This window comes from Nostoc mirabile CHAB5784, from assembly GCF_020829645.1.
Lineage (GTDB): Bacteria > Cyanobacteriota > Cyanobacteriia > Cyanobacteriales > Nostocaceae > Nostoc > Nostoc mirabile.
Map to the genome: position 1 here is coordinate 1 of NZ_JAIVFS010000148.1, position 13,397 is coordinate 13,397.

13 protein-coding genes and 1 pseudogene are annotated in these 13,397 nt (G+C 39.1%); 6 read left to right on the top strand and 8 right to left on the bottom strand.

Annotated features, from left to right (window positions below):
- The 5 genes and pseudogenes from LC653_RS48095 to LC653_RS40655 all read left to right on the top strand — a co-directional run.
- Positions 1 to 106: pseudogene (locus tag LC653_RS48095) on the top strand (IS982 family transposase); the annotation flags it as partial.
- 42 nt (positions 107 to 148) lie between these two features.
- Positions 149 to 481 carry a GIY-YIG nuclease family protein gene (locus LC653_RS40645; protein ID WP_229500979.1) on the top strand — a complete coding sequence of 111 codons (333 nt, stop codon included), beginning with the start codon at positions 149 to 151 and terminating at the stop codon, positions 479 to 481.
- A complete protein-coding gene (locus LC653_RS47680) occupies positions 450 to 755 on the top strand; it encodes a DUF3155 domain-containing protein (protein WP_372478288.1) in 306 nt (101 codons plus the stop codon). Before LC653_RS40645 ends, LC653_RS47680 begins: the two co-directional genes overlap by 32 nt.
- Before the next feature lie 223 nt (positions 756 to 978).
- A complete protein-coding gene (locus LC653_RS40650) occupies positions 979 to 2,187 on the top strand; it encodes a DNA cytosine methyltransferase (protein ID WP_229500980.1) in 1,209 nt (402 codons plus the stop codon).
- A gap of 26 nt (positions 2,188 to 2,213) precedes the next feature.
- A complete protein-coding gene (locus LC653_RS40655; RefSeq protein ID WP_229500981.1) occupies positions 2,214 to 2,645 on the top strand; it encodes an Eco29kI family restriction endonuclease in 432 nt (143 codons plus the stop codon).
- Here LC653_RS40655 and LC653_RS40660 read toward each other — a convergent pair.
- The 8 genes from LC653_RS40660 to LC653_RS40695 all read right to left on the bottom strand — a co-directional run bounded on the left by LC653_RS40660 (position 2,632) and on the right by LC653_RS40695 (position 12,902).
- Positions 2,632 to 2,997, bottom strand: a complete 366-nt coding sequence (locus LC653_RS40660) for a hypothetical protein (protein ID WP_229500982.1) — start codon at positions 2,995 to 2,997, stop codon at positions 2,632 to 2,634. The genes LC653_RS40655 and LC653_RS40660 overlap by 14 nt on opposite strands.
- Positions 2,981 to 3,999 (bottom strand): IS630 family transposase gene (locus LC653_RS40665; protein ID WP_229500983.1). Its coding sequence is split into 2 segments (ribosomal slippage): positions 2,981 to 3,582 and positions 3,582 to 3,999, totalling 1,020 coding nucleotides; the frame shifts between segments, so codons are not numbered across the junction. Before LC653_RS40665 ends, LC653_RS40660 begins: the two co-directional genes overlap by 17 nt.
- 81 nt (positions 4,000 to 4,080) lie before the next feature.
- Positions 4,081 to 4,890 (bottom strand): PIN domain-containing protein, encoded by an 810-nt coding sequence (locus LC653_RS40670; protein ID WP_229500984.1) that lies wholly within the window; start codon positions 4,888 to 4,890, stop codon positions 4,081 to 4,083.
- 221 nt (positions 4,891 to 5,111) lie between these two features.
- Positions 5,112 to 6,731, bottom strand: a complete 1,620-nt coding sequence (locus LC653_RS40675; RefSeq protein WP_229500985.1) for a tetratricopeptide repeat protein — start codon at positions 6,729 to 6,731, stop codon at positions 5,112 to 5,114.
- Positions 6,732 to 6,742: 11 nt separating this feature from the next.
- Positions 6,743 to 7,759, bottom strand: a complete 1,017-nt coding sequence (locus tag LC653_RS40680) for a caspase family protein (RefSeq protein WP_229500986.1) — start codon at positions 7,757 to 7,759, stop codon at positions 6,743 to 6,745.
- Between the two features lie 178 nt (positions 7,760 to 7,937).
- On the bottom strand, positions 7,938 to 11,543 hold the full coding sequence (locus LC653_RS40685; protein ID WP_229500987.1) for an ATP-binding protein: 3,606 nt from the start codon (positions 11,541 to 11,543) through the stop codon (positions 7,938 to 7,940).
- A gap of 150 nt (positions 11,544 to 11,693) precedes the next feature.
- Positions 11,694 to 12,137, bottom strand: a complete 444-nt coding sequence (locus tag LC653_RS40690) for a hypothetical protein (protein WP_229500988.1) — start codon at positions 12,135 to 12,137, stop codon at positions 11,694 to 11,696.
- A 270-nt stretch (positions 12,138 to 12,407) separates the two neighbouring features.
- Positions 12,408 to 12,902 (bottom strand): hypothetical protein, encoded by a 495-nt coding sequence (locus LC653_RS40695; RefSeq protein WP_229500989.1) that lies wholly within the window; start codon positions 12,900 to 12,902, stop codon positions 12,408 to 12,410.
- Between the two features lie 257 nt (positions 12,903 to 13,159).
- Here LC653_RS40695 and LC653_RS40700 point away from each other — a divergent pair, with 257 nt between their 5' ends.
- Positions 13,160 to 13,312: a hypothetical protein gene (locus LC653_RS40700; RefSeq protein ID WP_229500990.1), complete on the top strand. Its 153-nt coding sequence runs from the start codon at positions 13,160 to 13,162 to the stop codon at positions 13,310 to 13,312.
- Positions 13,313 to 13,397 lie beyond the last annotated feature (85 nt).

Here is a 13,397-nt window from a genome sequence, read left to right on the forward strand (position 1 = left end):
GGTTAACTTGATAGCTGGTTTAACCGCCTACACCTATTTACCCAAAAAACCTGGTATTGACATTTCCCCGAAAGATTTACCTGCTCTACCTCCTGCGATTTTTTAGTTCCATCGAACTCACGTTAAAAATAATCCCAAAAAAGCATATATGGAATTGTCAGGAGAAATTCCCTCAATTCCTTGCTGCTACATGATTGAGCTATCTCGTCCGCTCGGAAATGAGAAACATCAAGCTCGTTATTACTTAGGTTCATGCGCGAACCTCAAGAAAAGATTTCAGCAGCATCTACAAGGGTCTGGAGCAGCATTTACTCGTGCTGCGATAGAACGCGGCATCGAATTCAAAATTGTCCATGTGTGGAAGACTTCAAGTAAACAAGAAGCCCGTCAGCTTGAAATTCAACTTAAGCGTTATAAAAACCACGCACAATTATTAAGGAGAGTACAAAATGTCAAAACGAATTCGACAAAAACTAGGTAGATACCATTTGAGACGCAGATTACATGGAAAAGTTTTGCTATCAAAGGTTACAAGCTTTAGTTGCTATCAACAGAACTATCAAGAGAAAACCTGTACAACTGCAAGGAAATTCATTCGCAATAACAATATTCAATCCCCATGCGTTATCACCGTACTCAAAATATCGGGTAGTGAAGATAAATTTTTTTTGTCAAACAATGGACTGTTTAGTTATAAATATGCTGTTGAAAATCACAAACTATTCTCTCCTGAAATAGCGCCACTTGCTAGTTAAAATAAGGGGTATAACTTACATCACTATAGCCTGTCAAATAGGGCAGGCTAAAAACTTAGCAACCAAAATCAAGAGTAGTATAAGTACAAAGATTTAATCTGTACAAGACATTTTGAAACTACCACATAACAGAGTAGAGATGCATCTCAACATCCTTGCAATCTGCAAATGCTTTACAGCACTATGTTGGGTTGTGTTAGATATATCATGAAGATGTTTTGCAGTGACTGTTTTTAAATTGGAACCAGTGAAATCGATAGAGTTATGTACAGGTGCTGGAGGGTTGGCGATGGGCTGTGCCAAGGCGGGCTTTCATCATCTGGCACTTGTGGAACAGGATAAGCACAGTTGTTACACCATTCGTGAAAATCAACAGCGAGGGATTGCCCTTGTTAGCGACTGGCATATTCACCAGATGGATGTAACGGATTTTGACTATTCTACGATTGAGGAAGAAATAGACCTCTTAGCTGGTGGGCCACCTTGTCAGCCCTTTTCAATTGGTGGCAGGCATGGTGCTTTTCTTGACAAGCGAGATATGTTCCCCCAGTTTTTTCGTGCAGTACGTGCATTACGCCCGAAAGCTTTCCTGATCGAGAATGTGCGGGGATTACTGCGTCGTAATTTTATTAATTATTTTGAGTATATTATTTTACAGCTAACCCATCCACAGCTATTGCCCAAACCGGATGAGCCTTGGGTTGACCACTTGGCACGCTTGGAGCGTCATCATAATAGTGGCAAGAGTGATGACCTTGGCTATCGCGTTACCTTCAGGCTGTTGAATGCGGCGGATTATGGAGTAGCGCAAAAGCGGGAGCGGGTTTTTATTGTTGGTTTTCGCTCTGATTTGAAAGCAAACTGGTCTTTCCCTGAACCAACACATACCGAAGAAGCGCTTATTTGGCATAAATGGATTACTGGTGAATATTGGGAACGCCACGCTATAGCTAGCAAAGAACGCCCAGAGATGTCACCCTTACTTCGTAGTCGCTTGCAACGTACTGGCGCAAATTTGTTAGGTAGCGTGACTGCCCCCTGGTGTACTGTCAGGGATGTGATCGCTGATTTACCACCACCCGAAAACACCGATGTGGCAGTAGAAATTCCAAATCACGTTTATATTCCAGGAGCTAGAAGTTATCCAGGACATACTGGCAGTCCTTTAGATGAACCAGCCAAAACCTTAAAAGCTGGGGTGCATGGTGTCCCCGGTGGGGAGAATATGATTGCCTTGCCTGATGGACAAGTTCGCTACTTTACAGTGCGTGAAGCTGCGAGGTTACAGACGTTTCCTGATGATTATTACTTTCCCTGTAATTGGGGCGAGTCGATGCGTCAGATTGGTAATGCTGTACCCGTTACTCTTGCCCATCTTATTGCTAGCAGTATCCGCAGCCATTTACAGGAACTACCACTGGCAGGAAAATGATAGTTGCTCTCTAGCAATGATCATTCATGCCATTAGAGGTTTTCCAAGCTCCTGCTACTTTACGCGAGCAGTTAATCGAATTTCAGGCTAGACAGCAATGCTACCCGCTCAGTGAACTGGAACAGCATAAAGAAGAGTTGGCTGGCTATGTTGGCGTTTACTTACTTTACTACCGGGGACAGTTTCCTTTGTACGCAAATATTACTTATGCCAACCAAGCAAAATGCTGTATGCCAATCTATATCGGGAAAGCTGAGAATCCTGGCAAGCGTACTGGCAAGGGAACTATTGCTGGCGGTCTGGTTGGTCGGTTAAGAGAACATAGGAACTCCATTCGCCAAGCACCAAATCTTGACGTTGCCGAGTTTCACTTTACGGTTGTAGCAATGGCAGTGGACTTGGTTGCTTGGGGAGAAGCAATACTCATAAGACATTTCCAACCTGTTATTTTCTTATAATAGCGTTCCGATTTTGTCTGTGATGAACCATTGCATTTAGCATTTCCATCACTAAACTATCTCGTCTTTCGTTAGATATTTGCTGCATTTTATATTCTCGCCATAATTCATATAAAAACTCGACAATTACAGTAATAATAGAATTTAGTGACATTCTATCAATTTGTTCATTTAGTATTAGTAAGCTAACACTTCCATTATTCCTAAGAAGATTGAGTAAGTTGGTAAAGGGTCTTTTTATTAACCAATCAGATTTTTTAGCTGCTTCAATTAAAACCTGTGCATCTATGGCAGTATAATGGTAATTAGAGAGAACTATAGCAATCCTAAATGATTTATGAGAAAACACCATACTCATAAAGTTTGAAAAAGTCAAAAACTTGACAATGAATCGATAGCTCAAATAACGCCTTGACTACGGTAAAAGAATGACAGAAAAAATAAAACTCTCTAATTAATCGTTTTGCTTGCAGCCAAATATCTTCTACAGGATTCTGTTGTGGTGCATTTGGGGCAAATCTCAAGCAAGTGAGCAACCATTGTTCTTTGTCAAGTTCACTATTTAAAGAATTAAGGTAATCTTGAATTTCTTGTGAACGGTGATAACTTGCACCATCCCAAATTATTAAAAGTTTTGCTCCAGGGCGCTGTTTTTGAAGATATTCTAAAAAAATAATTGTGTTTTTAGAGTCACCTTTTTCAGCTTTATACGTGAGAAATTCTTTGGTTTTATAATCCAATGCACCAAAATATGTTTGTTTATCACGAGCATTTACTACTGGTATTGTTACTCGTTCACTAGTTTTCCCCCAAACATACCCACAGATGTCCCCCCAAAGCAAATGACATTCATCTACCATGAACACAACTAAGTCTCCTGACTCTATTTCAGCCCGTCGCGTCTCCAACAACTCACAAATCTCTTTTTTTTTGAGTCCACTAATTCTTGGTTATATTTTGGATTATTTGCTTGAGTTTTCTTCCAACTAATACTGGCAGCATCCAATAAATCGTAGTAACTTTGTTTCGAGGAGAATGTCACTCCATATTTTGAGGCGATATGGTACTCTAATTCATTTAAAGTCCATCTGTCTTTGGTTTGCAACCATTCCATTACCTCGGCACGTTGAAGATCATTCAGAAAACCTTTACTTCCTTTATGCCCTAGTTTTAACCCTTCCAGCCCCAGTTTAAAAAATGCTTTTTTATAGGTACTAATGAAGCCAGATGAGACACCTAATATTGGCATTATCTCCTCATGCTTGTATCCACATAACAGCATTTTTACTGCTGTAGCTCGTTTGATTTCACGCGGCTCTTTATTATTTTTGATAAAATCTTCTAATAATTGCATCCACATCACCACACTTACACCTTAGTTCCAAACATTACTTTTAGGCTCTCTCAGTATTTTCTCATGAATGATTCCGGATTGCTATAGCTTAATTATCATCTCATTATAATTATCTTTTTCAAGAATATTGATATTTCGACAGTGCATTAAAACCAACTGTGTCCATACACCATCAATATCAAACTTAGCTTTTGCAACTTGTCGTAATGTCCAGTCATCTGAGTAGAGTAAGTTTCCTGGATCGCTTGCGATTAGTATTGTGTCAGAGAAAGAAGTACCAATTAATTCTTCTAACTCTAGCCTTTCATCTCTTGGTATATCTAGAGCTGCGTTACAAGGTAAGATTTCACAATTAGCATTAATCCAATAAATAATTTTTTCTAAATAGTCTGCAAAACTTTTTACTGATTCGGGAGGAGTTTCGTGAATGAAATATTTATTGCCTTCTTTTCTGAAAAAAGCAGACTCTTTTAATTCATTTTCTCTGTAATCTTTAAGAGCTTTTTGTAAAATATCTATAGTTGATTGTGCTATTCCCAACTTTCCAAATGCGTTTACTACTACATCAGCAGCATTTAAGCCATGTAAAGTTAGGATTGAAACGATGTCAATTACTAATTTAATAGGCTTAGTTACGAGTAACGAGTTAGCGTGATTCCTCTCTTCAGCAGTTCCAATACAACAGCGTATACCTAAATCTTCTTTGCTTATTAACCCACCCCAAACTGACAATACATCCCGGTTGACAAGTTTGGTAAATACACCTAGAGGAAGTCCGTGTTGCTTGTATAATTTTTCAACCTCTAAAAAATTCTCGTTACTCTTATCAAGTACGTTTTGAATACTCTTAGGCAGTTGATCTTTGGATTCGTTAATATCTATTTGTACCATCCAGAAACCAGGAGTATCTGGAAATCTACTCTCAAGTAATTCTAAACTTTTTTGAAAAGCGTAAACATATTTACTTTTGATATCAATTATTTTTCTAGTATCTTCAGTAATGTAATCATCTTTTAATGTGACTTCATCCCCTATAACTTTACCAAGTAGTTTCTGCGCTAAAAAATCTTTTAAATTAATTTCGTCCTGCTTAACTTCTGCATTATCGTCATCTACTCTGTATATTCACCAATGGATGATAAAGCATTTGCTAATTCCCAAACCCATTGTACTGGAGTTGATACATTAATATTGTCTCTGGCTTCTTGCAGAAACTTTAAAGCATCATTTTTCTCATCTAGAAATTTTGCCAATAAAGCCAAATTTATTAAATCATTAACTGTTTTTAGCTCTTTATCTTGAATTGAGTTATATATTTGAACTGCGTTAGATACATCTTGAGTATCTACATATAATTTAATTAAAATTCTGTGCGCCCATTCGAGTAATGGTTGTTCATGATTTTCTTCGATAAAACTGCTCACAACTTCTTTCGCTTGGCTGTAATTTTTTGTTAATGCTAAAATATTTGCAATTAACAGAGGTGCTTCTGGAACTTCTTTTGACACTCGAATACCTTCGAGTAAATTAATGGCTTGACTATTATTACCTTTGTAATAGTGAAGTAACATAGCCTTTTCTCTGATAAAAACTGGATTTTCTGGCTCAATTTGTAATGCGATATCAACATCGCTAATAGCTTCTTCCCAAAGTCCAAGCATTCTTTTAGCTATACCGCGATTAAAAACCCATCCAGAACGCAGCTTGCCAAAGTCGGTATTCGCAATCTGATTCCAGGCTTCTGTTAAAAGCCCAATAGCTTTCTGTATCTTGTTTTTGTCTGAGTCATCAAGTTGTTGATTATAAATTAATAGAGAATCTGTACTAAATGACTCTAGTAACAGTGTTCCTAAATCGGCTTTAATCTCAATTAAATTTTCTGTGTCATTATCAATTGCAATTTGTAACCACTTTTCTGCCTGAACAAAATCTAATTTTTGTCTTGCTATATTTCCTAAAGCATCAGCTACTCTAGCTGAATTTCTATAAGCTTCTGGAACTTTATTCATTAAAAGTTCTATGTCATCATCTGGAAAAACTTGAATTAATAACGCATAAGCACTTTCATTTGTAGGATTGATTTTTAAAACTTTATGTATTAAATGTTCAGATTCCTTTTGTTGCCCTAGTAACAAATTACCAACAGCAGCAAAGTAAAGAGCATTTTCATCTTTTGAGTTATGATGTAGAGCTTGGATAAAATATTTACCAGCTTCTAGATACTGATGTAAACTGAGCTTGGCTATACCAATATTAGCCAAAAGTCTGTATCTAACAATAGGTTGCGCGTTATCCCATATCCGTCGCTTCAGTTTTTCCAAATATTCCAAAGCTTGTTTGTAGTTATAGCCATTAATTAAATCTTTCGCATAGTCAAGCTCTGCTTGATGCTCGGTGACTAAAACAGCAGAAGTATCAACTGGAATACGAGAAATTGCAGACAATAATCTTTCTTCAGCAGACAATAACTTTTCTTCAAATAATACTGTAAGTTGTTCGATTTTACAAAAGACCTGCTTAATTTCCTCAGCACTCGTACCCTTAATTACGATGTTATTGTCTCCAGTTACTATAACCACATCAGAGACATCGCCACCCAAAGCCACTGCTTTTATTCCCGTAGCTATAGTAATCTGTTTTGACTGAACAGCAGATGCTAAAGCCTGAATGTCTGCCTCAGTCCCCATACCATTTTCAATACAATTGATAATTTCTTGCAGGTTTTCCGGCATTACTATGGCTCCTACTTGTTACCGCCTAAATTCACATCTCTAGCATTACCAATGTTGATGCCATGTATCACAGTATTTCCATCTCCCTGAACTATCTGGTTATCACGCATTACCCCACCAGCAGCTATACTGCGATCGCCTGATGCCTGAACTAGAGCTTGTATTTGCTCGGTGGTATTATCTTGTACAGCATCCCACCGCTCGGCAGGCAGTCCTTTGCCACCTTGGAGGAGAGCAATTGCAAAATCTTCTGTATTAGTTTCAAATCTTGGTGTTTGCTCTTTGCCCATTGCTCTGGCACTCTCAGGCACTGCTTTACCGAGGTAGTTCATCAGGTTAGACACCTTCACCTCTGTTTCCCCCGGTTTATTGGCAGATCCTTTTAACGCCTCAATCAGGTGATAGGTGTAAACGCTCATGGAGTTGTCAGGACGAATCCAAGATTGTTGTTCACCACGACAAGATGTAAACACTACCTGTCCTTCACCTTGCTTTAGGTCTTCAATTAAACCTTTTGGTTCCGCAGTTGCCACTACACCAGGAGGCAGTATCAGTTCCTGTTCTCCATCCTTGGTAGTTGCCATGCCTGCGGCGTGACAACTATCGATTATTACCAGCAGTCGTTTTGCGGGAATCTCATGTAGGACATTGTTAAAATCCTCAGATGCTAAGGCCGAACCCTGCCAGTCGAAGGCGTTAACATCATGCTGTAACAGGTAGTAACGGTTATTGTTGGTGTCCAGCCAACCGTGACCGGAATAGTACACTACTACTGTTGCTTCTGGGTCAGCTGTTGCCTGTTGTTTCAACCACACCAGCCCAGCCAAGATTGCCTGTTTAGTTGCACTCTGGTCGTGTAGTAGGCGGATATGCTGGTCATTGTCTGGATAAGCACATAGATTGGGATTTACCAGTACCTGCCGCAGTGCTTGCATATCCTTCACTGTTACGGGGAGGGACAAGCGACGTTCTGCTGACTGCCCCACTCCAATGAGGAGAGCATAACCATGTGCAAATGTCGGGTGCATAACTGTAATCAGAAAAATCAGAAATAATTAATACAGCAGATTGCTAATATAGCTGACAATAGCCAAAACTGCATTTTACTGCTTGCAAAGAAACATAGCGCGTGTTTGCAAACTTAGTATTTTCCAAATTTTCTGATATTTTATCCGGCAATAACTTTTCAGAGAAAGTTGATTGTAGCTACCAATTGCGTTCCTCAAATTCTTCTATTTCCAACTCCCGTTCTAAGTCTTGCTGTAGTGATTGTTTCGTTTTATTTGCAAAGCGTCGAACCCGGAAGTTTTCATCTTCTAGCCAAGAAGATATTTCTTCTTGGCGCTGTCTGGCGTGATTTGAAAATCCCCCAAAAATCGCTCCTGGTGTTGAGCCAATAGAAGTACGAATATAACTTAGTATAATTTCATCATTTGTATTACAAATAATTTCTCGACTTAAAGAGTAGAAAAGTTGACCACTATTAAAAACACGTAAAATTTTAGCTACTGCATGTATTTTCTGAACGTCACCAGATTTTACCCACTCCATTAAAACACTGTATAAAGGCTCTGATAAACTAATAGCAATTTCTTTTAATACTTTGGGAGTCTTATAGAACCAAACATCTTTTCGCAACATCCAGTCACGCACTCGACGCAGTACATTAGAGTATTCAGTACTAGACTGTATGCTTTTTGCAACAAGAGAATAAGGTAAATGGATTGCCTCATAATACTCACTTATCCCATGTTGTTCAGCTTTAATTATGATTCGGCGTTCTATAAAATCTATAACCTTCATGGGATCAATTTTTCCCAGAATAGTCAAACATTCTTCAGCCGCATAGTTCAGGTGTGAAAGGCGTTCAAAGTTTTGGACAATGTTTAAAAAATCTTCAGATGTTATGAACTTTTTTCCCCATCCATCTTCAGAATATTTAAAAGACCAAGATAGCACCTCTGCTAAACGCAGTAACACACCTTCATCACCACGATTAGCAATTATTTTGAGAAACTCGATTGAATGTAGGGGATTATGTGGTGCAAACCGCGATGTAATCTCAAGAATTTTCAAATCCACTTGTGAAGATTGCTTGGTTATAAGGCAATACAAAACTTCCCACTCTTTATCCTGAAATATACTCCAATCTAGAAAATGATAACTACCTGCAACAGCCAGGCACAGAACCAGATCGTCACTATCAACCCATGACTTTATGTAAGACCAAGCTACCTCTAGATTACTCCGATATAATCCTCCAATTACGCAACCAAATTGCTGTTTGATAGTTAGATTTTCAGATAGTACCTTTTCTATCATTTGCTGTGCAAGTTCAGGATGATTTTCCCCCAGCTTATAAAACAAATTTTCAAACCAAAATGTAATACTTTCTCCAACAATTGTACATTGGTATAATATCATTTCTAATTCAAAAACTACCTGTTCTATTGTTGTAGGAGAAAGACGTTTTAGATAATGCTCAATTGCCTGCTGATGACGTTCTCCTAGCGCTTTTAAATCCAGGTAATCATCTTCTGAATCATCCCACAACCGATTTCTAAATAAAACTCGATATAGTTGATACAGGTTGTTATTTTTTAAGTGCAATTTCAACTGTTCAAATTCATCTAATTGATAACTGCTGAAGCGTAGTGCATACCTTAACCACTCTGTTACAATATCTAAAATAGGTAATTCTGTGTTAGGAATCACCACATTTAAGAAAAATTGTGCTGTGTTTTGACAGTCTGGCTTTAACCAACTGCAAGTATCAGCATCGACTTCTCTAGCATCAATTGAGCTAGGTAACAATATATCTAATTCTAGAGATTTTATAATTTTTAATCGCTCTGGTAAGTTGGATGCTTGACTATATGCTTGGTAAATTATCCTTAAAGCTTGCTCACGAATTGTGCGTAAGGATTCAGATGGTTGTAAACATCCACGCTGCATAATTATTTGCATATACTTAGCGGGGTCTTGTTTCGTACTATCAACCACCATATTGAGCATAGTTTTAATCAATGAAATGCTCAAGTCTAAGTTGTTTGTAAAATCTTCCTGTAGCCACTCTTCTATCTGATTAAGAATGGTTAGTTGTACATCGTATAGCTTGCCTATTTTAATCTCAGCAATTTCAACTAGTGCTTTACTTGCTTTTTCACGAACTTTAGCATACTCTATTGCTAATGGTCGATATCTAGCGAGTTTGTGCAAGTAAACTATAGAATCTCCCAAACTACCTTTGTAGGTATAATGCAAAATTTCTACAGCTTCGCTCAATACCCACTCATGTTTAATTTCCCAATTACCCATTAAACTATCCTGATAAAACTCAGGAAGCTTTTCTGGTTCATCCACAATATCTGCCACAAGCGACAGCACATCTTCCGAACGCAGATAAGCTAAATTTTGTAGCCATTTCAATACAGACAGACGAGCAATGTTGCCTCCCTGATTTATAATTTTATGCAATTCCTCTAATTTATGATCTAGTAATAGACCTGCCTGAGTCTCTCCTTTGACTTCTGCTTCTGCTAAAATTGTCAAAATTTCTTTAGGTTTTAATTCAAAAAATGGCTCAATAATTTTTTTTTGATAGTCTGCTTGTTTAGTCTGGAAGAAGTGATGAAGCAAAATATGGTCAGCCAGAACTTCAGAGGTAATTTTTATAGTCTTCCAGTAACGTTCTACTATACCAGCATCTATTAATCGAGAAATTACTCGGTCTTCATCAGATTGCGAGATATTCACAACTTTTTGAACTTTCTCTCGTAATTCCTGATTATTTAGATCAATTGTCCCTAAAGCTGCAAGAATCTCCAGGTAGTTAATATAGCACTCGTCATACCCAGCTTCAGCTAGCTGATGGATGATTTCATTCAAATAGCGGGTAAGTACTTGCTCACGGTTGAGATTTATCACTGACTCACCACGCTGAACTAAACGAGCAGCGACACCAGCAATCAGTGGATCTCCTTTGGCAATACGAACTAAAATATGTCGTGTATCATCGTGCGTAATTTCGTAGGGTGGGGTTTGTAGGAGTTGGTCTATATCAATGTTTTCTAAAGGTTTCACCTCAATTTCACTCACTTGATAGCCAGCCAAGTAGCCTAATTTGTCGGTAACTGAATCTTTGAAAACGCTGCGCGTAGCTAGGATAAGTGTGACTTTACCAGCTAATTCGGAATTTACTAATATTTCACCCAATTGGTGTAAAAGTCCAAAGCGGTGAGCATCATCTACAACGATTACATGGCGGCTGTTACCATCCAATGAAGCTAAATCATATTCTATAGACTCGGCTCGAATGCGAACGTACCGCAGAGATGTTCCACTGGGAATAATTTTAGGAAGCTCTAACAAAAAACGGGTTTTGCCAATCCCTCCAGATCCATGCAATACAATCACATCTAGGGACTTAGCAAGGAGGGATTTAATTTGAGCAAGTAATCCGTCCCGTCCTACTACAACTTCCCAATAACCAGCTAGCTTTTTTGCTGCTATTACCGCTGATTCGGAGAATTCGCTATGTGTAAGTAAGGCAGAAACCTTAGACGATTTCAAAACATCTTGAACGATTTGGTAAACGGCTTCAGCATTGGGGCCTTTATAGACCACGTTGTTATCACCAGTGATAATGACAGCATCACTTATACTGCCGCCCACAGCTACAGCTCGCTCACCAGTAGCGAGGATAATCTGTTTACTGTCAAGGATTTGGCATAGTCTCTCAAAATCAGCATCATTACAAGTGTTTGCTGCCAGTCGGTTGAGGATTCCTCTTAGCTCATTAATATCTGTCACAGAGTCTGCCTTTTGGCTCAAGCCTTACAGATGGTTCTTACGTTGTCACGATCACCATGATTTGGAATTATTGGGCGATCGCTAGAATTCTCTCGATTGTAGCGTCCGTATTTACATTATTGTAGTACGCTTGCCAAAAACATCGATTGCTCATTTCGCCCCCATAACGTTTGTATTGTTATCACCTGTGTTGATAATGCCGCTCACGCTTCCACTGGCAGCTACGGAGTTATTACCACTAGCAATGATAGATACATTGGCTGGCTTTGCCTCTTGCCAAAACCGCGCTACTTCCGCAGCTAAGATTGCATCTTCAGTTAACAGTTTTTTCAATTGGTGACGCAACGTAGCTTGAGCATCTTCGTCAGCAGGATCTTGCGCTAAGTCCTTCACAGCTTCGTGCAAGCTTGGTTTAGCTTCCACTTTAGGCTGGAGTTTTGTCCATAGGGTTTGAGCTTGCCCCCAGGCTGTAGCACCAAATCTCTTGATAGCCTCCCCTGCAACAACTCTCTTAGTAGTTTCTTCAAGAAAAGGTATTAAGGGAGCTAGGAAATCAACTAAATCCTTAGCTAATATTGCTACATCTATTGCCATTTTTTCTCCAACCTTGAACAGTAAATCTGAAAAGAGTTATGTTTATGTGATTCCCAATTATCCTGCTCTAGTAACAACTAAAACAGGAGTACTATCAAAATGGGTTTTTTTAGCCTAACCCTAAACAATCACTTTGAGCCAATGCTGAGCAACAGTGGTGCGAAGTCGCATCTTCTAAGTCACATTACCGTGCTGCGATCGCGTCTTAGCATTCAGTTTTGAAACCATAAACATGCTATCGCGGCAAACTTATAGTTTCAGTCACAAATTTCAAAAACTCTCAACATCTTCTGCTCCTACATCACCAGAGCCTTCCCCAAAAAGCCAATCGCTATTACTCTTAGAATTACTTTCGCCATCCACTTGAAGATTTAAAGAAGGCATCAACTGCTCAATATGGCTTTCAAGTCGGGAGAGCGCCAGCGCCAAAGAAGCAAGTTGCTCCCTATCCTTCTTAATTTCATTTGAAATCCCCACCCGCAATTGATTTAACCGTTCCTGGAGGGTATGTACTTCCGTTTTAGTCGCAGAAGGGATACTCACCTTCTCCGTCAAGGTGGCGATTTGAGCTTTCAACGCTTCAATTTTGGCAGCAGTTGCACTATCTGCATCATCCGGACTCTCTTCAAAGAGTGCATTTCTAATACAATCCAACACAAACTCTTTAAAAGTTAAGCGCAAATCCTCAGCACGCTGCTTGGCCTGCTTCACCAACTCCCGGTCTTCTTCTGACAGAAGTTTTATATTTATCTGCGGATATTCCACCAGTCCCTCGCGCTTTTGTTGTGGAGAAGTGATTTCTAACCAGTTCTTTAAGCATTTGCTTCGAGTCTAATATTTACTCACTCCCCCTACCTCTCTATCTCCCACTACTATCATCGCATACGGGATATCCGCGTATATATGATATAGATGATTCTAGATGGGCAATTTGATCGTGTCTGGGAAACAACTATCATAAAGATACCGGGAATTATAGTTCTCGGCATCATAATTATCAGTGTGGGTTGGGGATTTCTCTTATGGAAAATTTACCCGTATTAAGCAGTGCGGTGCTACTGGATTATCGTGGCGATGCCAGCAATGATCAGCCGGTGTTTCCCAGTCCCAGTCGGCGGGATAGGGGTAAACCTCTAACGCTCTTTTATGTCTCTGGTGAGAGAAAAATGCTCTGATTTGCTGAGATTTTTGAAATTCCTTGAAGACTGTGAACAATACAGGCGCTGCTATGTCGGAAATATTGAGAAGTAATCAAATATA